This is a genomic window from Thermodesulfobacteriota bacterium (assembly GCA_040753795.1).
Lineage (GTDB): Bacteria > Desulfobacterota > Desulfobacteria > Desulfobacterales > Desulfosudaceae > JBFMDX01.
In genome coordinates, this window is the sequence record JBFMDX010000012.1 from 2774 (window position 1) to 28475 (window position 25702).

At 55.6% G+C, this 25702-nt stretch carries 14 protein-coding genes; 7 read left to right on the forward strand and 7 right to left on the reverse strand.

Annotated elements, in window-relative coordinates:
- On the forward strand, positions 1–1385 hold a 1385-nt coding region (locus tag AB1724_13665), incomplete at its 5' end, for an SUMF1/EgtB/PvdO family nonheme iron enzyme (GenBank protein ID MEW6078858.1).
- Positions 1386–1528: 143 nt separating this feature from the next.
- Here AB1724_13665 and AB1724_13670 read toward each other — a convergent pair.
- Complete coding sequence (locus AB1724_13670; GenBank protein ID MEW6078859.1) at positions 1529–3322, reverse strand: lipase family protein; 1794 nt, start codon at positions 3320–3322, stop codon at positions 1529–1531.
- A 304-nt stretch (positions 3323–3626) separates the two neighbouring features.
- On the opposite strand from AB1724_13670, the gene AB1724_13675 reads away from it, so the two are divergent.
- On the forward strand, positions 3627–4031 hold the full coding sequence (locus AB1724_13675) for a PilZ domain-containing protein (protein ID MEW6078860.1): 405 nt from the start codon (positions 3627–3629) through the stop codon (positions 4029–4031).
- 131 nt (positions 4032–4162) lie between these two features.
- Here AB1724_13675 and AB1724_13680 read toward each other — a convergent pair whose 3' ends face one another.
- The 3 genes from AB1724_13680 to AB1724_13690 all read right to left on the reverse strand — a co-directional run bounded on the left by AB1724_13680 (position 4163) and on the right by AB1724_13690 (position 8078).
- Entirely contained in the window at positions 4163–4477 is a 315-nt protein-coding gene (locus AB1724_13680) for an STAS domain-containing protein (protein ID MEW6078861.1), read from the reverse strand.
- A gap of 86 nt (positions 4478–4563) precedes the next feature.
- The gene (locus tag AB1724_13685) at positions 4564–6723 is read right to left on the reverse strand and encodes a PilZ domain-containing protein (GenBank protein ID MEW6078862.1); all 2160 of its coding nucleotides are present in this window, start codon (positions 6721–6723) and stop codon (positions 4564–4566) included.
- A 176-nt stretch (positions 6724–6899) separates the two neighbouring features.
- Positions 6900–8078, reverse strand: a complete 1179-nt coding sequence (locus AB1724_13690; GenBank protein MEW6078863.1) for a TraB/GumN family protein — start codon at positions 8076–8078, stop codon at positions 6900–6902.
- A 294-nt stretch (positions 8079–8372) separates the two neighbouring features.
- Here AB1724_13690 and AB1724_13695 point away from each other — a divergent pair, with 294 nt between their 5' ends.
- The 4 genes from AB1724_13695 to AB1724_13710 are packed head-to-tail and all read left to right on the forward strand — an operon-like array spanning position 8373 to position 14282.
- Positions 8373–9152, forward strand: a complete 780-nt coding sequence (locus AB1724_13695) for a CbbQ/NirQ/NorQ/GpvN family protein (protein MEW6078864.1) — start codon at positions 8373–8375, stop codon at positions 9150–9152.
- Positions 9153–9208: 56 nt separating this feature from the next.
- The gene (locus tag AB1724_13700) at positions 9209–11947 is read left to right on the forward strand and encodes a VWA domain-containing protein (GenBank protein ID MEW6078865.1); all 2739 of its coding nucleotides are present in this window, start codon (positions 9209–9211) and stop codon (positions 11945–11947) included.
- Positions 11944–12387, forward strand: a complete 444-nt coding sequence (locus tag AB1724_13705; protein ID MEW6078866.1) for a hypothetical protein — start codon at positions 11944–11946, stop codon at positions 12385–12387. The genes AB1724_13700 and AB1724_13705 overlap by 4 nt, the downstream gene beginning before the upstream one ends.
- Before the next feature lie 47 nt (positions 12388–12434).
- Entirely contained in the window at positions 12435–14282 is a 1848-nt protein-coding gene (locus tag AB1724_13710; protein ID MEW6078867.1) for a Na/Pi cotransporter family protein, read from the forward strand.
- Between the two features lie 33 nt (positions 14283–14315).
- Here the strand turns inward: AB1724_13710 and AB1724_13715 are convergent, their stop codons facing one another.
- Together AB1724_13715 and AB1724_13720 are read right to left on the reverse strand one after the other, a co-directional pair.
- Positions 14316–15500 (reverse strand): iron-containing alcohol dehydrogenase, encoded by a 1185-nt coding sequence (locus AB1724_13715; GenBank protein ID MEW6078868.1) that lies wholly within the window; start codon positions 15498–15500, stop codon positions 14316–14318.
- Positions 15501–15528: 28 nt separating this feature from the next.
- A complete protein-coding gene (locus tag AB1724_13720) occupies positions 15529–16158 on the reverse strand; it encodes a hypothetical protein (GenBank protein ID MEW6078869.1) in 630 nt (209 codons plus the stop codon).
- A gap of 296 nt (positions 16159–16454) precedes the next feature.
- Here AB1724_13720 and AB1724_13725 point away from each other — a divergent pair, with 296 nt between their 5' ends.
- The gene (locus AB1724_13725) at positions 16455–23651 is read left to right on the forward strand and encodes a beta-ketoacyl synthase N-terminal-like domain-containing protein (protein MEW6078870.1); all 7197 of its coding nucleotides are present in this window, start codon (positions 16455–16457) and stop codon (positions 23649–23651) included.
- Here AB1724_13725 and AB1724_13730 read toward each other — a convergent pair.
- Complete coding sequence (locus tag AB1724_13730; protein ID MEW6078871.1) at positions 23637–25502, reverse strand: HD domain-containing phosphohydrolase; 1866 nt, start codon at positions 25500–25502, stop codon at positions 23637–23639. The two genes, AB1724_13725 and AB1724_13730, sit on opposite strands and share 15 nt — an antisense overlap.
- Positions 25503–25702 lie beyond the last annotated feature (200 nt).

The following is a 25702-nucleotide window of genomic DNA, read 5'->3' on the forward strand; positions in this document are numbered from 1 at the left end:
GCGAACGATCCCCCGGTGACGATGCCGTCAAGCCCTTGACTTCAGGGACCGCCGAGGCGGCACGGGGCAAGCTTCCCGTCGAGAATGCCGGTAATAGCGAACGATCCCCCGGTGAAAATGCCGTCAAGCCCTTAACGCCAGGGACCGCCGAGGCGGCACGGAGCAAGCTTCCTGTCGAAAATGGCGGCAATACCGGACGTCTCTATGTAAACACAAATATAAAAAACGCTGCCATTACCCTTCCTGACATCAAGCAAGAATACAGCCCCGGCATGCCGCTGGCACCGGGTCAGTATAAAGTAATCGCAACGGCACCAAACCACGCGCCAATAGAACAAATCGCTGTTGTCTCAGCAGGAACTGACAACAAAATCGACATGCAGTTTTCCTCTGATATGGGCACCCTTAAAGTTACTACCGATCCCTCCGATGCCGTTATAAAAATAATGAATTATGATAAAGAATTTCAACAGGGGATGGAACTACCGGCAGGTGAGTACCAGATTGACGCTGAATCAGGCCTTGCCAGGGCAAGTGAACGGGTCACCGTTTTTGCCAATAAGGAAAACAGCGTATCCTTATCGTTAACCCCGGCTGAAGTCTTTGCAAACCCCCTGGGTATGAAATTCAAATGGATCGGTCCCGGAAGTTTTACGATAGGCAGCCCGACAACTGAAGCCGGGCGTCACATGGACGAATATCAGCACGAGGTTACCATCAGCAAGGGATTCTATATTCAAACCACGGAGGTAACCCAGAAACAGTGGCGCAGCCTGATGGGCAACAATCCATCTTATTTTACAGGTTGCGGCGAAAATTGCCCCGTGGAAAATATATCCTGGCTGGATGCCCAGGAATTTATAAAAAAATTAAAAGCAAAATATAACATGAATTACGATATACCCACGGAAGCTGAGTGGGAATATGCCTGCCGCGCCGGAAGCAAAACAGCCATATATACCGGCCCTCTGAGCATCTTAAGTCTTAATGACGGCCCGGAATTGGATCCTGTTGCCTGGTATGGAGGCAATAGCTGCGCGGACTACAACGGGGCCGATGACTGCTCCGGACGCAAAGGAGCGCAGATCCGATGCCAGCAATGCGGAACACATCCTGTCGCGAAGAAAAGACCTAATGCCTGGGGGTTATATGATATGCTGGGCAATGTCTGGGAATTGTGTTCAGACTGGTATAACAATTTTCCCGGCGGTTATCAGACAGGTGCTGTTACCGATCCCAGGGGACCGACCATCGGCACACACCGCATCATCAGGGGGGGGAGCTGGTTTAGCGAGGCGGCACAATGCCGGTCAGCATTCCATGACAGGAGCAATCCAACCGTTCCGAGTAACGGCGTAGGGCTTCGGGTCATTATACGCAATTAAACAGGCAAAACATTTAGGGCGGTTTTTATGATAAAAACCGCCCTTTTTTATACCTGCTCCAAATTGTAGGGGCAACCCCCAGTGGTTGCCCATCGATTGGGCAGGCACAGGGGCCTGCCCCTACAGATCGTGCATCATCCGGGTTAGTACATATAGGGATCTCCCGGATATACCCTGTAACGGTATTTGACGGGCCCGGACATCATGCTGGTAGACATCATAGAAACGATGCCTCCCAGCGCGTTCATGCTCTCCATCTTCGGAATGACGGCCTCGCCCTCAAGCACCATTTTCCCTGAGGCAAAATCAGCAATAGGACCTTTAAAAAACAGTTTCATCTCAACCGGGGTCGAGGTACGTGCTTTCCCCCCCCATTTTTTCACATGAAAATGGCTCTTTACGACACCATTCATGGTAATGGTCCCTATGCTGTCCAGGTATAAAGTACCCGTAAACGGCTCAAGCTGTTCCATCCTGAAGTCCACTTTCATTGGAAGAAAGGCGACACGTACTTTAACCTTAAACGGAGGCAAATTAATACTGCCGTTTTCAAGTTTCAAAGAAGATATATTTGCGCCGCAAGTCATTGTGGTTGTGTCCGGCAGTTTGACTTGCTGTTTCAAATTTTCAATCTCAACCATCCCGTCCACGTGCCAGTTTTCCATTTTAATCACAAAATCATCTTCCGGCTTCTGTGCGTCAGATACAGGACGAGCGCCGGTGCTGCACAATGTCGTCTCATCCAGAGGCGCGCCGTCAAACCGGTCTTTCATCCAGGCTAACGCGTATGGTGCCACCTGAAACATCGGGATAATATGCTCGGCCGTCGGAAACACCTGGAAAGAAACCTTCATCCCCATTTTACAATAAGCATCTTTGAGATCCAGGGCCTGATCCATGGGAACAAACGGATTAGCTGATCCGTGATACAGATAAACCGGAGCGTTGATCGGGCTTTTGCCGAGCTTCATGCCATCGACAATCGCGGCCACCCTGGGGACCCTTTCAATTAAATCGTTTATCGTAAGGCCGTCCTTTGTTAACGCTTTGGTCCCGATATGCATATATATTCTCAACCCGTCGAACACACAGTAATCCCTCGCGCCTTCAAAGGCCTCACGCCCTCCCTCATTTACAAGATCATATAACGGCACTTCATTGGGATACTGGTAATAGAGCCCGGCTAAAAATAAAAGGTAATAATTGGATCCTGGTCCGCCGTCCATGGTTCTTCCCACATGGATGAGATCAGCGACAACACCGCCCGCTATAACACCAACCAGATTCAAATCAGGCATATAAGACGGCTGAAGCTGGCCCGCCCACGCCGCGGTCTGCCCGCCCTGATCGTACCCCCAGGTAACGACTTTATCGCTATGGCTGAACGGGGAGTGAGGAATCTGCCTTGAAGCCTTAAATATATCCAGTGCGGCATGACCCTGGTTATGAGCGTTACAGTATGATGGATACCCGCCAGTGGTATATCCGGGATAATCGCTTATTAACACGGCGTAACCCGCTTTAAGAATGGCGATAATATTATCGTTTTCCCAGTAGTTGCCTGCCCTGAGTTGAAAAGAAGGAGCGCATTTCTGGCTAAACCCCTGAGTGGCGGGGCAATAAATAACCACGTTCCCATGATCCCAGGCCCCAGGCACGATGACGGTACCTGTCACGACGTTTGGCATGCCAAGCGCATCAGAAGACCGATACATGATCTGCCATGAATCAAACGGGGGCGCATCAGGGATTACGACCTTTGCTTCTATAAATTTGATAAGATCACCATGAACGCCTGCCGGCAGTGGAGACGGCTCTGAGTATAGAGACTGCACCGATACGCTCTTTTCGGATTCAGCCATGGCCGGAGCGGCAAACAGCAATGCCGATATCATTATTAATAACAGGACCGCCGGAGACCTACTGATTTTAACCATTTTGTTCCCCCCTTACGCTGAATGGTTACTAACAACAGTAATGATGATTGTTGTTCAGGAATTTGTCTGTCTTTTGTACCCCAACCCATGATGATTTTTTAGTGTAACAATTTGAAAAAAAAAATACAAATCTTGAATCGGCCTGACCTAAGCGCCCCGATTGCCGATCAACATGTAGCGCCCAGAATAAGATTGACACACAAGGCCGCACTTGCTATAGATAAAGGCCATAAAAGCAAGTTCTTATCCTTATCCTTTATCCTTGAAGATTTTACTCTGGTCGATTAACCCGGAAAGAGAGCCAATGAACGATAACATCATCGAACAACGGAAATTCAAGCGGTTTTTCTTCCCAAATCATGAAATGATTCGAGCTGTTTTTTCATTTTCAGATGACAAGGGACTGATTTTTGATTCAAAGGTATTGAATCTGAGTGAATTAGGACTTGGGTTGGTGGTGCACAAAACCGATACCAACGCGGCCGACGACCTCAAGGCTGGAGACATTTTGCACCTCAAGGGGATTGTTGGGAATCCTGATCTGGAATTTATGCGCGAAATTAAATCTGAAATCCGGTGGGTCGTGAATGCTCAATGGATGGACAATATCGGGTTTGGATGCGAATTCATCGACATTTCTGCTGAACTGAGGGAGAAAATTGATTCCTTTATAAACGTCGCCGAAGAAATGATGGATAGCTCAACATAGGCGATCCCGATAATGGGCTGAAGTTTCCGGGATCGGCCGGGGGCTAACCTCGACCCGGAGAATTTACGGGTACAAAGGGATTAGGCGGGATGTCGGGATGACAAGGGCAGAAACGTCCGGACGAGAACGCTTTAGGCCCTGCCTTCCACGGAGAAATGCCGGTCCAGGCGCATGGTGCTGAACAGGGTTTTGATGTTTCGGTCGGCGTTTTTGATTTTCAGCTTGCCGCCGTTTTTGGAAAGAGAGTTGTGAACGGCGATCATGACGCCGATGCCGACGGAATCGACCATTTCCACGCCGGACATGTCGATGATAATAAATTCCGGTTTTTCCTGGACCAGGGCATGCAGTTCGGCCCTGAATTCATCTGCTATGGAGGCGGTAATATTGATGCCGGGTTTGACGGTAACCTGTGAACCGGTTTTTATGATCTGGCTGGTACTCATCACTGCCTGCTCCACTATCTAATGGGTAACGTCTGTAAACAGTGATGGAAACGTATCATGTTTTTACCGGATAGCAAACAAAAAAATCAGGCCGAAGCGGCGACGGTTTCCTGCTGTTCCATCAAACGCTTGACCTGCTGAAAAAACTGATCCGTATGTTGAGTGTCCAGTGCCCAGAAATTGTAAGTCTTTTCATACGAGATGCCCAGTTCGGTGGCAGCGCTGGCCGGATAGATAAAAATCGGCATGATGGCTTTTTTCAGGTTGCGGCAGATGCGCTCAAGAGACGTAAACAACGCTTCCGCCGGGAGCTCCTTGCGGTCGATGATAAAGATCTTGATGCAGCTGGTGAATTCGGACATGTTCAGCCCGATGTCCGAGGTGTTGACCATCAGGACGGCCTTGAGCCACCGTTCCAGCTTCAGGGAGAGCAGGTAGCGTTTTCGCCTGAATCCCAGCGTCAGGTAATCGTTGGAGAGGTTGTTGATGCTGCCGTAGGATTTCGGGGAAAGATCCAGGGACTGGAGCATCAGCCCGCCGGATTTGTTTTCGTAGAAACTTTCCAGGATGGCCAGTTCTTCATGAACCGCGGTGCTCAAGGTGTAGCCGGCCGGCAATTCCTGGTTTTCGGAGCCTTTCGCTTTGTATCGTAAGTAAGCCAGGGAGTCGATGGAACATCCTTTCTGGCTGCGGGTATTGTGCGTGATGCTGCTGAATACGGATTTGGCGAACTTGTCGTTGGCGTCAAAATAGTTGATCAGGTAGTCCAGGTTGGAGGAGGCGAAAGTATAGGACTCATAGACATAACGGGAGGACTGCTTGAGCAGTGACAGTTTCTGGTGCAGCTGGGGAACGGTGTCCGGTGAAGTGTGCAGGCACAGGAGCCAGGATTTTTCATAGAACCGCAGCATGGCCATATGGCCCAGAATCATCCCCTTGTCCTGGTAAATGAAGTGACGGGCGATATGGGGATTGCGGGTGTAGAGGTTTTCGTAAGTTTTTTTGACCTGCTCCTTGTGCTTGTGGAAAAATTCATAGTTGTCCGAATAAATGATACCGTTGCGGAAAAAGAATTCCCAGAGCAGGTTCATGTCCACCTTGTCGCACAGATAGGAGTTCCTGTCCTCCGCCTGGCCGAGCATGGCCAGAAGATCCATGTGGTCGTTGATCGCCATATCCAGAATGGAAATACCGCATTTTACGGTGTTGTCCTTTTTTTTATCGGGCTGGCTGTAGATAATCTGTCCCCGGCATTTGAGCAGGAACTGATTGCCGAACTTCAGAATGGTGTCGGGGATGATCAGGCCGGGCAGGAGCTGGGCGTCCTCCTTGAATTCATCCACGGCAAAGCCCGATCCGGACATATCCAGTATTTTAAGCTGGATGCTTTTCTGCGTCAGGGGATGCCGGATAATGGCGTCGGGGGAGGGGACCAGTTCCTGGCGGGTGCTGCGGAACTCCTTGGGTTTAAACCGCTGGATTTGAAAGTTCAGGGGCTCCAGCACGATGTCCCGGTGGATTTTTGTCCCGCTCTGTTTGAAGATCAGGGCTTCCCCTGAATAAACCGTATCCTTGTTGCATTTGAATATCAGGTTGACCTTGGTGTTGGAGTTGATCCATTTGAAGGTGGGGGAATACTTTCGCTCCAGGCGGACATGAAAGGCCATGGTGCTGAAATCCAGAAGCGTGCCGCGATAGACGTTGCTGTTCTGAACCATCTGCACCTGCACGCCGGTACTGTCATACCGTTTCACCCGGCGCTTGTTGATTTCCTCGTACATGCTGGGAAGCTTGAGGACGATTTTGGTCCGGGTGGCGCTGACCACCCGCGGTTTTACCTGAAGGACTTTGTTGTTATCCTGGATCAGCAGGTTGGTCAGGCGATAATTTTTAAATACCGGGATCAGATCGTCAATATCCGTCCACACGCACTCCAGGGTCTCCCCCTGACAGGGTTGAGGCATGACATGCTTGCTGATCTTGTAATCGTGATTCTTATGCTGAAAGTTGATGATGATGGTTTCATCCTGGAAGTTCAGGTAATTGATCCGGTCAATCAGGTATCTGATTTTGCCGCTTTTTTTCCCCCGCAGGCCGGCTGTTTTTTCATTCAGACTGATGAGCTGGGACTGCTCCTTGACTTTCAGCTTGCTGCCGGTTGACGGGTCAGGAAATATTTTTACGGTTTTGGCGTCGCCGCTGGACATGGGTTTGTAAATGACATGTTTCTTTCCGGACGGTTCCATGGGTTTTCCCTCATGCTGTTTATTGATTTTATTATAATATCAGAATTAGTTGACAAGATCGAGAGCAAAAACAGATGACGGGGAATAAGCACCATATCTGTGAATCGGATGGATTTTGAGCGCAATTGGTAGTGGTTCAGATTGACGATCGCCTCGATATAACCCTGATGTCCGGGTTAGTGGCCGAAAGCGCGGGCGATCAGGGGGATGGCGATGAACGTGCCCAGGGAGGCCGTCAGATTGACCAGCGCGGTGACCAGCAGGATATGGGTGGCCCGGTTTTTCCAGAACCCCTTTAAAGAAGTGATGTCCTGTGGCAGGTCTTCCAGATCGCCGACGGTGGGTTTTTTGAGCAGCGCTTCGGACAGACCGGCGATCCAGCCCGCCGCCAGCAGGGGATGAAGGGTCGTGACCGGCGCCACCACCGCGGAGACGAGAATGGTGATGGGATGGGACCAGGACACGATTGCCCCCAGGGCGGCCATGGCACTGGTGACCCCGACCCAGATGCCGACGAGCTGCATCCCGGTATCCTTCCCGCCGTAAATGAAGCCGGCGGCCAGCACCGCGATAATGGCCAGCGGCAGGGACCACTTGACGATTTGCGAAAAAATTCCCGGCGGAGGGACCGTATCCAGTTCAGTGATGTCGTCTTCGGTATCCCAGAACTGGCGGATGCCCGGCACGTGGGCGGCGCCGACCACCGCCACGATGGTCTGGCCCGGCGCGTTTTTGATCCGGTGGGCCAGGTACCGGTCGCGCTCATAGACGAGGATTTTCTGCAGCACCGGAAAGGATGATCCCAGTTCGGAAAGCATAACCTGAAGCACGTCTTCCTGTTTCAGCCGCTCAATGTCTTCTTCCTTGACGTCGTCGGCCCCGACGATGGCGGTCAGCAACTGGAAAAGCAGTTTCATTTTACTGAAAAATCCGACCGCCTTCCAGATCCGGGCCAGGGTGATGCGGATTTCCCGATCGGCCAGGTGAATGCGGGCGCCGACGGCTTCGGCCGCCGTAATGGCGCTGATCATGTCCTCGCCCGGCTTGATGCCGAACTGGTCGGCGATTTTCTTCTGAAAGGAGGCCAGCAGCAGGTTGGCCAGCAGCAGAAAGGCCTTATTTTCCTTGACCACCTTGAACAGGTCCATTTCCCGCCACTTGTTGCGGTCGCGGATGGAATCGAACCGGGGCTGGCACAGTTCCACGCAGACAGTGTCCGGCCGCTTGTCGGCAATGATGGAACTGACCAGTTCAGCACTCTGCCGGGAAACATGGGCCGTGCCCACCAGGAACACGGTTTTATCACCTCTGGTCAGGACGAGCGGTTCGTGATTGGGGTTGCTAATTGCGTCCATATATACTATGAAAACGTCTCATGTCTTGCGGGTATCGCGAATGAGGGAGTCCGGATTCTCATTATCAGAGATACCCCGGTTGCAACATCAAGGGCGCCGGCCGGAGCCGGGAAAACTATCCGGCATATAGCCATGATTTATACCGGGTGTCAAGCAGGGAATCTCTTTTTCATTCGTTAACGGACGATACCTGAACACGTAAAATCTTTACGGGGTCTTACCGGCCCCGTGAGGCAAGAACAGGGGAGACGCATCGTGACCAGAAAAGAAGCCGGTCTTGTGCCGGAGAACTTTATGATAGCCGAGGAACCCTACTATCTTCCTTCCGGCAATGAAATTGAAATGTTCGAGGCCGCCTATGACCGGCGGCTGCCGGTCATGCTCAAAGGGCCGACCGGCTGCGGAAAAACACGGTTTGTTGAGTACATGGCTTACCGCCTTCATCTCCCGCTGATCACCGTCGCCTGCCATGAAGACCTGTTCGTATCCGATCTGGTCGGCCGCTACATGCTGAAAAAAGATGAAACCGTCTGGGTGGATGGACCGCTCACGGCGGCGGTCCGAATGGGAGCCATCTGTTACTGTGATGAAATCGTCGAGGCCAGAAAAGACACCACCGTCGTTATTCACCCGCTGACCGATGACCGCCGGACGCTTTATATCGATAAAAAAGGAGAGGTGGTCAAGGCCCATCCGGATTTCGCCCTGGTCATATCCTACAATCCCGGCTATCAATCCGTTCTCAAGGACCTCAAGCAGAGCACACGGCAGCGCTTTATTTCCTTTGCTTTTGATTATCCGGGTTTTGACCAGGAAGTGACGATTCTGCAGCGGGAGACCGGGACCGACGAAGTGACCGCCGGTAAGCTGGTGGCCCTGGGGCAGAAGATACGGAATATCCGGGACCACGGCCTGACCGAGGGGGCCAGTACACGGCTTCTGGTTTATGCCGCCCGGCTGATCGCCGGCGGTGTTCCCCCCGTTGATGCCTGCCGGACGGCCATATGCCTGCCGCTGACGGATGATGCCGGGCTGCAGGAGACTATGGAGGATCTCGTTCGGGATGTGTTTTAGCGCCCCCCCTGACCGCTGTTGAGATGAAAAACGTATTGTCTCCTTCTGCCGAACCCATGAGAAAGCTGGCTCTGGCCGATCCGGAAACGGCCGGGGAATTCCGCGCCCGGCTGGAGCGCGAGAAAATTGAGCCGGATTCCGCCGTGACCGGAGCAATGGCCGATGATATCATTTACGGCCTGTCTCTGACGACTTCCCTCGGCCGGGCCATTGCCGGGGGATATGTGCGCTTGATCGCTGCCGGTGTCGGCCCCGGAAGGATAGACCGTTACCGCCGGGCCATTCGCAGGGAGGGGGACGAAAACACCACCTGCGCCGAGATCATTGCCGGCAGTTTCGGATCCGTACTGATCTGGGGGGACGACGGACTGGCGGACGAATTCCTCCGAATTCTGGATTTACTCAAACGCAAATGGCTTTATGCCCTGTCGGCCGAGCCCATGGAAGTGGTTTCCGAAATCATCGGCCCCCGGGGGACTTCCGCCGGAAGCGCCTGGCTGAAATTTCTCGCCGACGTTTTTGCCCATGATCTGACGTATAATCAGTTCCGCCGCTTTTCCGCCGTGTTTCCCCGGGCGGTCCGTTCCTGGCCGGCCGGCAAACGCACCTGGCGGATTGAACAGCTGCGACGGGTTGTCCGGCATGATTTCAATCTGGCCTGTGTCTTTGCCGACGCCCTCAACCGGGAACTGTCGCTGCTGGCTGAAAAAGGACTGGAACAGTTTGTTTCAGAAGGCCTGGCCCGGTATCAGAAGGACGAATCCCGGGGACTGAAATTTCTGGGGCTGGACACGCGATCCGCGCTGGAAGCCTGCCACCGCCTGCGTGAAACCGGTGTGCTGTCGCTGAATCGGCAACGGTTGTCGACTTATCTGCAGGCCCGGTGCGGTCGGCCGGTCCCGATTCAGCCTGTTTCCGCCATGACCGGTCCGGTCCGGGAAACGGATAATGGGGAAGCGCTGGCCTTTTTCGACGGCCGCACGATTTTCCTGGCCGATGAGATCGGCCGCTTTCCGGATCATCACCGGAACGATTTCCTGTACAAAGCCCTGGCCTGGATCGAGGCGGGCCTGCTTGAGTTCAATACCTTTGATTTTGACCTGGAAAGGTTCGCGGATCTGTACGCTGAAACGGCCGGTTTACAATGTCCGGACGAGGGGGACGCCGGCGACCTGGACCGTTTTTTCAAGGCGTTTCCCGATCCCCGAATCGCCGGCGACCTGTTTTCGGTGTTCGAGTACGGAAGAATCCGCACCCTGCTTGAAAACGCTTATCCCGCGGGTGCCCAACGGTACTTCCCTCTGGCTCGGGAAGAGGCGAGAACCATGCTCCGCTCCGTTGACTTGCCCGCTCTGATGCCGATCCTGTTCGCCGGTATCGCCCTTAATGATGACATGCAGCCATGGCTCGGGGCAGGTGAGCGGAATCGCATCGCCGCCAATAACATTTTCCGGATTTTTACCGCCTTCACGGCCGGTGCCGCATATCCCGAGGCCAGCGCCGCAGGGGTCCGGCAGGTGCTGACCGGTCCGTGCCGGGATATCTTCCCCACCGGCGGAAACTATGTGCCGCTGTCCACCCCCTTTGGCCTGCGGGTGCGTCCGGACCTGTTCTATGCTGCTTTCGCTTCCTACGAGCGACAGGCCGGGATGATCAAGGAAAAAATCGCCCGCCTTTCCGGCCAGTCGGTGCCCCGGTCGATGATCCGGAGGCGGCTCCAGGAACAGGGCGGCAGGCTGTCTCCGGAAGATCTGCGGGAGATGATTCATGATGTCCGGCGGGGCACCACCAGCCAGGACACCGCCGCTGCCCGCGTGACCATCTCTCCGGCGGATCTTGACATGGAAGCGCTGTACCGGGAACTCAATACCGAAGCACCCGGAACGGATGATTTCGGAAGCTGCATTTTTCGTTATCCTGAATGGGATCATCACATCGGCGACTACCTGGCCAGCCATGTCATGGTCCGTCAGCGGACGGTGACGGCGGAACAAACTGACTTTTACCGTGACACCCTGTCCCGGTATGCCGGCCTGGTCAAGAAAATCCGTTACGCCTTTGAAATGCTCAAACCGGAGGGGATAACCGTTCTTCGTAAGTGGCGGGAAGGGGAAGAATTTGATTACCGCCAGCTGCTGGAATATGCCGTCGACAAGAAGGCGGGTCGGACGCCTTCGGAACGGATTTATATCAAACGGCTGAAAAGCCAGCGGGACGTGGCCGTATTGCTGTTGCTGGATTTCTCCCGCTCCACCTCCAACAAGGTGGCCGGATCGGATACGGCCATGGTTCTGGACGTGGAAAAAGAGGCCCTGGTCCTGTTCTGCGAAGCCCTGAGCGTGACCGGTGACTCCTTTGCCATCGCCGGCTTTTCGGGGACCGGGCGCCTGGGGGTCGATTACTTTCAGATTAAATCTTTTGACGAGCCCATCAATGACGACGTCAGGCGCCGGATCGGCATGATCAGTCCGCAGCGGAACACCCGCATGGGCGCCGCCATCCGCCATGCCACGGCCAGGTTCACGGATATGACCGCCCGTACCCGGCTGCTGATTATCATCAGCGACGGTTTTCCGAACGACATTGATTACAAACGGGATTACGCTCTGGCCGACACCCGGCGTTCCCTGCTGGAAGCAAGGACGAAGGGGATTATTGTCCACAGCATCACTATCAATATAGCCGGAGACAGCAAGCTGGATGATCTGTACGGCCGGGTGCGGCACAGCGTGATTTCCGATGTCCGTGAATTGCCTGACCGGCTGGTGCGAATTTATGGACGGCTTACCGGATGAATACAACCATCTCACCGATGATCATTTATAATGATATTTTCAGCTGGGAAGGGTTGAGCAGGAAATTCGGCCTGGCGATAGGGAAAATCCGGCTGCGTATTTTCGACCTCGGTGCGGACGGACCGGCAGACAACGTTCTTTACCTGCGCCCGATCATCATCGTTGTCTCCGATGTGCCGGGAGAAAAGATCTCGGTCAAGGGCTGGGCGGGCCCTCTGGCTTCTTGTATCATCCGGAAGTTTAATATCGATTACCAGCGCATGATGTGGCTGGAGTATTATCCCGCAGTCGAATACGGCCAGCGAAAAACAAAATACATCCAGGAAAAGATTGAGGTGGTTGAATTCGTATGGGAGGCGGGACACGCGGTGCGGCCCCGCTGGCGCCCTCTTGATCCGCCCCTCCTCGACAGGGTCAGGGAACTGGTGCATAAAACATAAAAACGGTTCAAGGTGTAAGGTTTAGGGTGCAAGGTGCAGGGGATAGGATGAAAAGGGCTGGCGATAAAATAGTTTTCCCGGGATTACTGGTATTGCTGGCGCTGGCGGTCGCGGACACCGGCTGGGCCTCTTCCGGCGCGTCCGGAGAAACTGCCGGCGGTATCTCCTGGACATTTCTGGCGGTCGGTTTGTTGGGCGGTCTGGCCCTGTTCCTGTACGGTCTGGAAAAAATGAGCGAGGGCCTGAAAATGGCCGCCGGCCATCAGATGCGGCTGATCCTCGCCGCCATGACCAGCAACCGCGTGATCGCCCTGCTGGTAGGGGCGTTTGTCACCATGGTCATTCAGTCCAGCAGCGCCACCACGGTCATGCTGGTCAGCTTCGTCCAGGCGGAACTGATGACCTTTTCCCGGTCCCTGGGCGTGATTCTGGGCTCGGACATCGGCACCACCGTTACCGTCCAGCTGATCGCGTTCAAATTCGCCGATTACGCGCTTCTGGCCGTGGCCGCGGGTTTCGGCCTGCGAATGCTGGCCCGACGGAGACGGGTAAAAACGATCGGTGATATCGTGCTCGGTTTCGGTCTGATTTTTTACGGCATGAAAATCATGGGTGACGCCATGGCACCCTTGAAGACCAATGCCGACCTGTATTATCTGTTTCACCAGCTGGAAAACCCCCTGCTGGGTTTGCTGGTCGGCATTCTTTTTACCGCCGTTATTCAGAGCAGCGGCGCCTTTATCGGGATTCTTATCGTCCTGGCCGAGCAGGGGCTGATCTCCCTGGAGGCCGGCATCCCGCTGGTACTGGGATCCAATATCGGCACCTGCGTCACCGCCGGTCTGGCCTGCATCGGCATGTCCCGGGAGGCCGTACGGGTGGCCATGGCGCATGTGGCCTTCAAGATCGCCGGCGTGCTGCTGTTTGTTTTCTGGATCCCGGATTTTGCCGATCTGACCCGGAAATTAACGACGCTGCTCAGCGCCGGTCACGGACGGGAGATCGCCAACGCCCATACCGTCTTCAATCTCGGCATGGCCCTGGTATTTCTTCCTTTCACATCCCTTTTTGCCTGGTTTATCATGAAAATAATTCCGGAACGGGCTCAAACCAGACAATCCAAGGATATGCTGACCTGGTATCTGGATGAAAAAAGTATCGAGACACCGGAAGTCGCCATCGGACTGGCCCGCACGGAAATTTCCCGGATGGCCAAACTGCTGGAGCGCATGCTGCGGGCGGTGATCATTCCTTTTATCTCCGATGAACGGTTTATCGCCAGGGATATCAGCGAGAAGGAAGAGGCAGCCCTGTTCCGGCGCGAAATTCCCAAGCGGGACGAAATTTTTCCGGAACTGACCCTGCTGGAAGGAATCGACATGCGTGAAAAGAAGATCGATTTCCTGGAGGAGAAGATCGGGGATTATCTGAACCGGGTCCTGCGGCAGAACGTCAGCGAAAAAATCGTCAATGAGGCCATGGCCATGATGTCCATGGCCAAGGACATGGAAAGCATCGGCGATCTGATCCACCGGAATATTATGCCCCTGATCGCCAAAAAACAGGAGCTGGATGAGGATTTTTCCGAAGAAGGGAAGGAAGAACTGATGATTTATCATCAGAAGGTCTGCAACCACATCCGCCTGTTGAAGGAAGCGTTCGCCGAACCCTCACCGGACCGTTCCTGCCGGATCATGGGCCAGGAGCGGATATACCTGGATCTGGAATCCAAATACCGGCTGCAGCATCTGCACCGGGTTCACCGGCAGCAGAAAGAATCCCTGGCTACCCATGAAGTGCATATGGAACTGCTCGACCTGCTCAAGCAGGTCGTGGTCTATTCCTCCAACATTGCCCTGACCTTCTCGTCCAGCTGTTACGTAACGCCGGCATAGCGGCCGCGTCTTACCGTTTTACCGGCCGTTTTCTTATTGATAGGCCCGCTTGACAATCTCCAGGGCGTCGTTGTAATCCATTTCTTCGGGATTGAAGGTCAGGGCCGGGTCATCAATGCTGAGCCGGGCGATTTTTTCCAGGTCGCCTTCCTTCACCCCGGCTTCCTTGAGGGTCATCGGCAGGCCGCAGAGATCGCGGAGGCTCCGCCGCATTTCAATGACCAGTTCAATAAGCCTGTCGGCCCTGCGGTTGGCGGGCGTTTTCACGTATTCGTCGACGCCGCCGAAGGGCAGCAGCATTTCCGCCAGATAGTCGCCGGTCTTTTTCCTGTTGTACGCCAACCCGAAGGGGAGATAGATCGACATGGCCACGCCGTGGGGAACATGGCTGACACCGCCGGTGGCATGTCCCAGGGAATGGACCATGCCGGTCATGGAGTTTGAAAAGGCGGCGCCGGCCAGGGTGGCGGCGTTGGCCATGGCCAGTCGGCCGTCTTCGTCCTTGCCGTTGGAGACGACCTTGACCAGGTATTCGCTGATCATCTTGATGGCCGCGTGGGCGTAAGCGTCGCTCATGGGGTTTTTCTGAATACAGGTATACGCTTCCATGGCGTGGGTCAGGGCGTCCATACCGGTCGCGGCGGTGATTTTCGGCGGCATGGTGATGGTCATGCGCGGATCCAGGATCGTGGCCGAAGCGATCAGTTTCTGGGACACAAACGGCATTTTAATGCCCTTGTCCGTGTCGGCAATAACCGCCGCCAGGGTCACTTCCGATCCGGTGCCGCTGGTCGTGGGGATGGCGATGAACGGCCGCATGGGCTTGGTCAGCATGTCCGCGCCCATAAAATCCATCAGTTTGTCCGACCCTTCGCTGATGACGATATTGACCCCTTTGGCGGTGTCCATGGGCGAACCGCCGCCGACCGCGACCAGGGAGTCACAGCGGTTTTCTTTATAAACGGCCGCGATCTGGGTGACCAGTTTGGCGGATGAATCCGGCGGCACGTCGTCAAAAATGGCGCCGATGGTCATGTCCGAGCTTTTGAACGCGTTCTTGACTAGGTCCATCAGACCGGCCGCGACAACACCCTTGTCGGTAATGATCAGGGGGCGGGTGGCGCCGAAGAAACGAAGTTCGTAAGGCAGGTTGTCCAGTGCTTTCTTACCGGAAATGATTTTGCAGGAATTGTAAAATTCATAGTATAACGGCAACATGGCTCGCTCCTGATTTGCATTAACGTTTTTACAGGTCGATATAAAATGATTTCAGAATATGCCTGGGCATGCCCAGGGCGATATCCAGCATGATCCGCATGCGGATCAATTGTTTTTTCAGGCCCATGCCTGGCGGACGCTTGACCAGAATGGCGCAGATGAATCGGGGATAGAGATGGGCCAGAAGGACATTGAGACAGCGGGAAAAAGACATGACCTTGACCAGATCCCCTTTGACCAGCAGCCGGCGTTCGGCGTAAGCCTGGGGCGTGCCCATCTGGGGCGTCAGGGCCATGAAGGCGCATTCGATATTTTTAAAATTGATGATAACATCCACGTCCCGCAATTTGGCCCCCCAGAGTTTGACCTCGCCGCCCTTGGCGATGCGTTCCCTGATATCATTGCCCCGATCCTTTATTTTAATTCCCCGATAGAAAAGCCTGTCGTCACTTTTTTCAAAGGTCATGTACGGGCCGTGGGGCAGCACGTTCATCATCAGGGTAAAGCCGTTCTCCCAGGTATCGACCTCCTTCTTTATATCCGGGTCTCTGACGGCGGCCGCTTCCATGGCCGTGCCGAGAAAGAGGAATACGGCGTTGACCGTGATTTCCTTGAACCATTTTCTTCCGGGTTCGACCGGCAGGTAGGGTCCCCCCATCGCTCGTTCCTTTCCTTAAATGTCATCATACCGGCCTTCACCGGCCGGCGTTACGATTCAGGACAAGTGTCTCAAGTATCGGATAAAATTAATTTTGATGTCATAACATTCAGGGCCGGCGGTGTCAAACGGATTCACAAGGTTTTGGCCTTGCGGTTACAGTTGACAATTTTATAACGGGAGGTATAAAAACAAAAGGGAAATTCCCCGTTTGCCGGGGGGATGGCTTCAAAACACGCTTCATCTCAATCAAGAGAACCGGAACGTTCAATTTTTTAAGGACAAATCTGGGTAATATGCCAAAACAGGAACCAATCGCCATTGTCGGCATGGGCGGGGTTTTCCCCGGCGCATCCACCACCCGTGACCTCTGGAAGAATATCGCCGCGGGCAGGGACGTGGTCTCTGAAATTCCGGGCCACCGCTGGGTTGTGCCGCCCCGGGAAGTGTACAGCGACCGATTTACCGTCGACAAGACCTATTCCATGCGGGCCGGCGTGGTTGATCTGGATTTTGACGGAGAAGGGTTTGAAATCGAGGCGTCTTTTCTCAAACGGCTGGACCCGCTTTATCATTACACGCTCGCCGCCGCCAGAGAAGCTTTTGCCGGATGCCGTTCTTCGTCCATCGTCCGCAGCCGGACCGGCGTGATCCTGGCGGCTATCGCCCTGCCCACCGAGGGATCTTCCGCCATGGCCAACCGGATCATCGGTCGGCAGCTGCGGCAGCGGTTATTCGGGGAACAGGTCGCGGATGATGATGCGCAGCCACTGGAACCGGCGGATATTATTTCGGCCAGGGTGACCAGCCAGCCGGCCTCTCTTCTGGCCAAGGCCTTTCGTCTGGGCGGGGGGTCCTACACCCTTGATGCCGCCTGTTCCACTTCCCTGTACGCGGTCAAGCTGGCCTGCGATGAATTGACCGCCGGCCGGGCCGACGCCATGATCGCCGGCGGTGTTTCCCGGCCGGAGATTCTCTATACCCAGGTCGGTTTCACGCAGCTGCGGGCCCTGTCCCCGTCCGGCCGATGCCGTCCCTTTGACGCCGATGCGGACGGACTGGTGGTGGGGGAGGGGGCGGGCGTGTTCGTGTTGAAGCGACTGACCGACGCCCTCCGGGACGGCGACCATATTTACGGCCTGATCCGCGGTATCGGTCTGTCCAACGACATCGGCGGTAATCTTCTCTCCCCCGAAACCGAGGGACAGTTGCGCGCCATGCGAGCCGCCTACCGTCAGGCCGGATGGTCCGCTCATGATGTGGGCTTGATTGAATGCCACGGCACGGGAACCCCGGTTGGCGACGCCGTGGAGCTGGCCAGCATGAGCGCCTTGTGGGGAGAAACCGGCTGGACCGCCGGACAGTGTCCCATCGGCTCCATCAAATCCATGGTCGGTCACCTGCTGACCGCGGCGGGCGCCGCCAGCATGATCAAGACCCTGCTGGGGTTCGAGAACCGGACCCTGCCGCCTTCCGCCAATTTTTCGGCTCCGTCCGACAACAGCCCCCTGATCGGCGGTCCTTTCCGGGTGCAGACCCGGACTGAAGAGTGGCGTCCCCTGAAGCCGGGCGAACCCCTCCGGGCGGCGGTAAGTTCCTTCGGGTTCGGCGGTATCAACGCCCATATTCTGCTGGAACAGTGGACGGGGCAGGAGATGGCGGCGAACATTACCGCCTCTTCAATAGCGATTACCGCCGATCAGGACCGCGACCCGCCCCCCCGTGCCCCGGATATCGCCGTGGTGGGCATGGAAGCGGTTTTCGGAAAAATTGCCGGGCTGCGCCGGTTTCAGGAAGCCGTATTCCGCGGAGACTCACTTTTTACGCGGCGCTCCCCTGACCGCTGGCGAGGATGTGATGCGGCGGCCAGACACTTTCTTGGCGCGGATATCGACCACGGTGTTTTCATCGACGACGTGTCGGTTTTAATTGGCGAATACCATATTCCGCCCAATGAAATTGATCATGTCCTGTGTCAGCACCTGCTGGTGCTGAAGGCCTGCCGCCAGGCGATGATCGACGCCGGATTGCCCCTGCGGGAGAAGCGTCCCGCCATGGGGGTCGTGATCGGTATGGATTTTGACGCCGAAGCCAATGATTATCATTTCCGCTGGAATCTGACCAATGAGTTTGACCGCTGGAAACAGCGGTATGGCCTGACCGGGTCGCCGGATGACAACCGGGCCTGGATCGAGTCCATCCGGGATGCCTGGTCGCCCCCCCTGGTTTCTTCCCGGGTGGTCGGCGCCCTGGGCGGCATCATGGCCAGCCGCGTTGCCAAGGAATTCCAGCTGGGCGGACCGGGCTTTGTCGTCTCCTGCGATTCGGCATCCGGACTGCGGGCGCTGGAGATCGGCGTCCGTTCCCTGCAGCTTTTTGAGACGGATGCCTTCCTGGTGGGGGCGGTAGACCTTTCCGGAGATGTCCGGCGGATGGTCGTCGACGATGTCCACCACCGGTTCAGCCGGTCCGGCCGGGTCCGTCCGTTTGATCTTCAGGCCGACGGACATCTGCCGGGCGAGGGGACGGCGGCCCTGGTGCTGAAGCGGCTGGAAGACGCCGTGGCGGACGGCAACCGCGTTTATTGCGTCATCAAGGGGTTCGGCAGCGCCGGCAGCCGGGATGTCATGGATGGCGAGCAGGAAGCCTTCGCCGCCGCCCTGGGAAAAGCCTACGGCGTTTCCCTGGAGCGTGCCTTTCAGGACGCCGGAGTGGATCCGGTCACCGTATCCCTGATGGAAACCAGCGGCAGCGGCGATCCCGTAACAGATCATATCGAGGCAACGGCCCTGGGCGACTTTTTCAGGAAGTCCGAGGCCGGAACCGCGAAACAATGCGCCCTGGGTTCGGTCCAGTCCAATATCGGGCATACCGGCGCCGCCGCCGGTTTGGCCTCTTTTGTCAAAACCAGCCTCTGTCTTTACCAGCAGATCATACCGCCCCTGGTCAATTATACCGCTCCGGCCCAGCCCTGGTTTGATGAGACCTTTTTTCATGTGCCGCATTTTCCCTGCTGCTGGCTGCGGAACCGGATCGACGGCCCCCGCCGGGCCTGTACGGCGGCTGTCACCGCTGACGGCGTCTGCATGCATGTCATTACCGAGGAATACGACTATCCGCCTGAAACACCGGCGGCGTTATTGCGCCGGATGGAAATGGAACGGAAGAAGCCGCTTGGCTTCCGTCCGGACGCGGCCGGCCTGTTTATTGTCGAGGGGAATAACAATCGGGAACTGCTTCAGCGCCTGGACGCCCTGCAGGAGCACATCCGGACGATCGATGAGAAAGACGCCAACATCGAGAAAGTCGCCAGGCAGTGGTATCTCGCCAGGAACCCGGACGGCGGCCGATCCTATGCCGTGGCCATCGTGGCTGCGGACGTGATGGAGTTAAGTCGCTTTGTTGACGAGGCCAGGCAGAAGATCACCAGCGACAAACCCGCCAGCATCAGCGGCCGAAGGGGTATCCGCTATACCACCAGCGTGACCCCGGTAGGCGCGGCCGGCGGTCAAATCGCTTTTATCTTTCCCGGCTCCGGCAACCACTATTTGGGCATGGGCCGGGATATCGGCATCGAATTTCCGGAAGTCATGCGCATCATGGACCGGGAAGCCAGAAAGCTCAGGGACCGGTTCCTGCCGGAATGCTATTTCCCCTTTCGGCATTCCTGGATGCCCGGATGGGAAGAGGAGAGCCGGAAAAAAATCGCCTCCGATCCGCTGCACATGATTATCGGGCAGGTCTCCTACGGCGGTCTGACGACCTGCCTGGCGGAACAGTTTAACCTCAAACCGGAGGCCGTTATCGGTTACAGCCTGGGTGAATCCGCCGGGTTGTTCGCCACCGGCGCCTGGCGACAGCGCATCGAAATGCTGGAAAGAATGCAGGCGTCGGATCTGTTCACGACGCAACTGGCCGGGCCCTGCAACGCGGCCAGGCAGGTCTGGAACGTCCCTCCGGAAGAAACGGTCGACTGGTGCGTGGCCGTCGTCAACCGGGACGCGGCCGGGGTCAAAAAAGTGACCCGTGGATTTCCGGCTGTCCGTCTGCTGATCGTCAATACGCCGACTGAATGCGTTATCGGCGGCCGCAAAGCCCAGGTCGAGGAAGCCATCCGGGCCATCGGCTGCGAGGCCGTGTACCTGGAAGGTGTTGTGACGGTTCATTGCGACGCGGCGGTTCCGGTCAAGGATGCCTACAAGGCGCTTCATGTTTTTCCGGTACAACCGCCAGAAAATGTCCGCTTTTACAGTTGCGCCAGGGGCCGATCCTATGAGTTGACGTCCGAGGCCGCGGCCCAATCCATTCTCGACCAGGCGGTGTACGGCTTTGATTTCACCCAGACGATCCGGCACGCCTACCGCGACGGGGTCCGGGTTTTTCTGGAGATGGGACCTCACAATTCCTGCAGCCGTATGATACAGAACATCCTCGGCGATTTACCTCACCTGGCGGTTTCCATCTGCCACCGCTCGGAAGACAGTTATGCCGCCCTGCTGAAATTTCTGGGAACATTGATTGCCGAGCGGGTTCCGGTCAATCTCGATTTTCTTTACGGCCGGTCCTCCTGCCTCGAGGCGTTGCTGCTGCCGTCCATTGCCGGGGACATGGACCCCAGCCGTCTGGTTCACGTAAAAACCGGCGGTGTCCCGGATTTTCCGATAATTCCTGAATCCCTTGCGCACCGGCGGGAGTCCGCCTCCGGTGTGGGCGTGGTGAAAAAACTGTCCGTTGCTTTGCCGGTATCTGCACGTCGTGACGCAGCGGCGGTTTCCCGCGCTGATTTACACCGGGATGAACACGCCTCGGCCATTATGCGGGACATCGTCCGGGATTCGGAAATCACCGCCCGGGCCCACCAGTCATTTCTTGAGTTTGCCGACCAGATGAATGAAGTTTTCGCCCGGACGTTTGCCCTTCAGACGCAGCTTCTGGAAAAAGCCATGGCAGCCGGTGATGCCGGAGCGATTGCCGAAATCGCTGCCCTGCAGCCAGCGGTCAGTCCGGTTCACCCGGTAGAACCGGAACGTCGGCCGTCCGCCGCTCCGGTATCCAATTCCGCTCCTGTCCCGGCTTCCTCCCCGGCCTTTCCCCGGGAAATGTGCATGGAATTCGCCGTGGGATCCGCGGGAAAAGTCCTCGGGCCCATGTTTGCCGTGGTAGATACCTACCCGGTGCGGGTTCGTCTTCCGGACGAGCCGCTCATGCTGGTCGACCGGATCCTGTCGGTAGAGGGGGAGAAGGGCTCACTCAAGTCCGGTGCGGTGGTGACGGAACATGACGTGAAACCGGACGCCTGGTACCTGGACGGGGGCAGGGCGCCGGTGTGCATTTCCATCGAGGCCGGTCAGGCCGATCTGTTTTTATGCGCCTGGCTGGGGATCGACCTGGCCGTAAAGGGAGAACGCAGTTATCGTCTCCTTGACGCCGTGGCCACCTTTCATGAAGGGCTGCCCCGGCCGGGAGACACCATCCGTTACGAAATCAGGATCAACCGTTTTGTGCGTCAGGGCAAGACCTATCTTTTCTTTTTCGAATTCGACGGGAAGATCGGCTCCCGTCATGTGATTACCATGCGGAACGGTTGCGCCGGTTTTTTTACCCCCGAGGAAGTCCGGGCGTCCGGCGGCATTGTACTGACCCATGAGGAGAAGCAGCCCGCCCGCGGCGTCATTAACGGCTGGCGGCCCCTGGTTCCTGTTTTCCGGGCGACCTATGATGACGGCCGGATCGACGCCTTGAGAAACGGGGATCCGGCCGCCTGTTTCGGCGATCTGTTTGCCGGGATCCAGCTGTCTTCCTCCCTGAAACTTCCCGGTGGACGCATGAAGCTCATTCATCGGATACAGCTGCTGGATCCCGCGGGCGGCCGTTACGGCCTGGGCCGGATCATGGCCGAAGCCGACATCCATCCGGACGACTGGTTTCTGGCCTGTCACTTTGTGGACGACATGGTCATGCCGGGTACCCTCATGTATCAATGCTGCGAACACGCCCTGCGGGTGCTCCTGATCCGCATGGGCTGGGTGAGCGAAAGAACGGAGGTGTGTTTTGAGCCGGTCCCGGACGTGGGTGCCGTGCTGAAATGCCGCGGCCCCGTCACCACCGCCACCCGCAAAGTGGTGTACGAGGTCGAGTTAAGTGAAATCGGGTACAACCCGGAACCGTATGTCAAGGCCGATGCGTTTATTTACGGAGACGGCGAGCGGATCGTCATGTTTAAAAACATGTCCCTGAAGCTGACCGGCGTGACCCGGGATGAACTGGAAATCTTCTGGAACCGGAGGCGGTCGACGGAGAAACGGGTCGTCCGCTCCACGCAAACCCTTTATGACCGCGACAGGCTCCTGGCCTATGCCATCGGCAAACCGTCCGAAGCCTTCGGCGAACCTTACCGCATTTTCGACAGCGGCCGGATCATCGCACGGCTTCCCGGACCGCCGTATTTTTTCATGGACCGGGTCACATCTGTTGAACCGCCGCCATGGATCGTCAAAGCCGACGGCTGGATTGAAGCGGAATACACCGTCAGGCCGGATGACTGGTATTTTGCGGCCAACCGTCAGCCGTCCATGCCTTTCTGCGTTCTGCTGGAAATCGCGCTGCAGCCCTGCGGCTGGCTGGCCGCCTATGCCGGATCCGCCCTGAAAAGCCCCACGGATGTGAAGTTCCGGAATCTTGGCGGCAGGGCCGTACAGTTCCATGATGTATTGAAGGATGGCGGTACGCTGATCATGCGCTGCCGCATGACCAAGGTATCCGAATCCGGCGGTATGATCATCGAACATTTTGATATCGAAGTGCTGTCCGAAAAGGAAAACAGCATGGTGTACCGGGGAACCACCTATTTCGGGTTTTTTTCGAAACAGGCCCTGTCCCGGCAGGTGGGCATACCGGGAGCGGCCGGCAGAGCCTTCGAACCCGCTTCGGGAGATTTACATAAATGGGAAAAAATGGTTCTGGCGCGACCGGCACCGTTGACCCCTGATGACACGGCCGTCATGCCGTCCTCCGGCGCCGTCATGCCGTCCCGGGCGCTGCTGATGGTCGACGATATCGATGTCTATCTGCCGGAGGGCGGGTCCGCCGGTTTCGGCTTTATCCGCGGAACCAAAACCGTGGACCCGGATGAATGGTTTTTCAAGGCCCATTTTTACCAGGATCCGGTCTGCCCGGGATCCCTGGGACTGGAATCGTTTCTGCAGCTGCTTAAATTTGTCTGCCTGGAACGGTGGCCCCATCTGGCCGCTACTCACCGGTTCGAATTTGTCCTGAATAACGAACATGAGTGGATTTACCGGGGACAGGTCGTTCCGGGAAACCGGCAGGTAGTGGTTGACGCCGATATCATAGCCGTAGAAGAAACGCCTTTCCCGGTAGTTTTCGCCAACGGTTTTCTTAAAGTAGACGGATTGTTTATCTACGAGATGAGAAACTTCGGTGTCCGGATGGTCCCCGCGGAAAAGGCGGCACCCGGGTCATTGCAGGGTTGACGGCGCCTGGAATTTCAGCAGATTGCTTCCCAGAATTTCCTTAAAGCGGCTTTCCGCTATCAGCAGAGCATCGACAATCTCCGGGTCGAACTGACGCCCTTTCTCTTTGATGATAATGTCCATGGCGTCTTCGTGGGAAATGGCTTTTTTGTAGACCCGATCGGACGTTAACGCGTCATATACGTCCGCCACCGCCACGATCCGGGCGGCCAGCGGTATTTCCTCCCGGGTCAGGCCGACGGGATAACCCTTGCCGTCCCACCGCTCATGATGAAAATAGCAGATCTGCTTGCCGATGGTTAAGAAGGATTTGCCTTTCACCTGCAGCTCTACGGCTCGCAGGGCATCGCCCCCCAGTTTGGAGTGTTCCTTGACGATTTCATATTCATCGCTGGTGAGGGGACCGGGCTTGAGGAGGATATCATCGGGAATGCCGACTTTCCCGATGTCGTGCAGCATGGAAGAGATGTAGATGTCTTCTATATATTCAGGGGTAACGTATTCGGCGTATCGGGGGCTGTGCTGGAGCTGCTCCGTCAGCGTTTTGGTATAGGCCATGATACGTTCCAGGTGCTCGCCGGTATTCTGGTCCCGATACTCGGCCAGCTTGGCCAGTCCCAGAATCGTCATGGTCTGCGTCTGCTTGATGTTTTCGTAGGAATCCAGCAGTTTCTGTTCCATGGTTTTGCGGGTGGTGATATCCCTGATAATTCCCCGGAAACCGACGGGCGCTCCCGCGGAATTATCGATCCGGCTGGCCGATACTTCCAGAAAACTGAAAGAGCCGTCAGCCCTTTTGATTTCCCAGTTCATGTCGTGAGCGGGGTACCGGGTCTGATAGACTTCATTAAGTATCCAGAGCGTCTCTTCCGCCTTTTCCTTGGTTATGTAGTCGCGAAAGTTTTTGCCCAGCAGCTGGTCTTCGGATTCACAATTGTATATGTCCAGCGTCGAGGAGTTGACAAAGGTAAAGTTTCCGGCCAGGTCGATTTCATAAAAACCTTCTTCGATATTGTCGATAATGGTCCGGTATTTTTCCTCGCTTTTTTTCAGGTTTTCCTGAGATCGTTTATGCTCTGAAATGGTCAGGTTCAGGTCCTCATTGATCTTGATCAGCTGCCGGGTCCGCTCCTGCACATTTTCTTCCAGTTCGCGGTTGGCGGCTTTTACTTTTTCCTGTTCGGCTTCAATCATTTTAACATAGAAAAAGTCCTTGCGTGCCGACAGCTCGATGATATAGCAGGCGAACATGCCGGTAATGTTGGCGGTGATAAAGAAGAAATTGTTGCTGAACAGCACGGGCGGCGGCGTGTCGATGATGATGGCGACCACTTCATAAATGAGAACCAGAGACCAGCAGCAGATGGTCGCCCAGATGAAACGGAACCGTAGCAGGGTATAGGCGAACAGAAAAACAATGATCAGCCCGGCGTAGTAGGTGTGGCGCAGGGGATTTGAGGCAACCGGGATCATCGCGATCACGGCGCAGCCGATGGCGAAAATGGACAGGGCAATCATCAACTGCATCATCCTTCTGAACATCCGGGAGAAGGAGACGACCATGCCGCCAAGCATCACCGGCACAATGATACCGAAGCGGATGGCCCACAGTTTTCTGACATTGTCCGGATCCAGAAAGAGGTCCAGAACGGCGAACAGACTCCAGGAAATGATTCCCAGGAGAATCGCGTAGCGCAGCTGTTTTAAGGATCGGGAGAGATAATAGTTATAAAAAGAGTTTTCGTAATCGGCGTAATCGCCGATGAAGTTCAGGGTAAAAGGGTTGAGCGTCAGCTTGCCGTTGGTGCTGACGCCTGTTTTCACGGTTGTTTCCGGGTGTTTGAATTTCATCGCTTTCTACATGCGTTTTTTTTAAAAGTACCCCATATTTTATTTTCTGACAAGTTTTTTATAAAGGCATGATATCCGGATGATGATATCCAGGGCCTTGTCGCCGAGCCCCTTTCGTGTTAACAAAATCCCCGGGAAATTTTTCTATTGACCCGATTGCCGGGCCCGCGTATTATGAGAATATACTCATAAAACCTTTT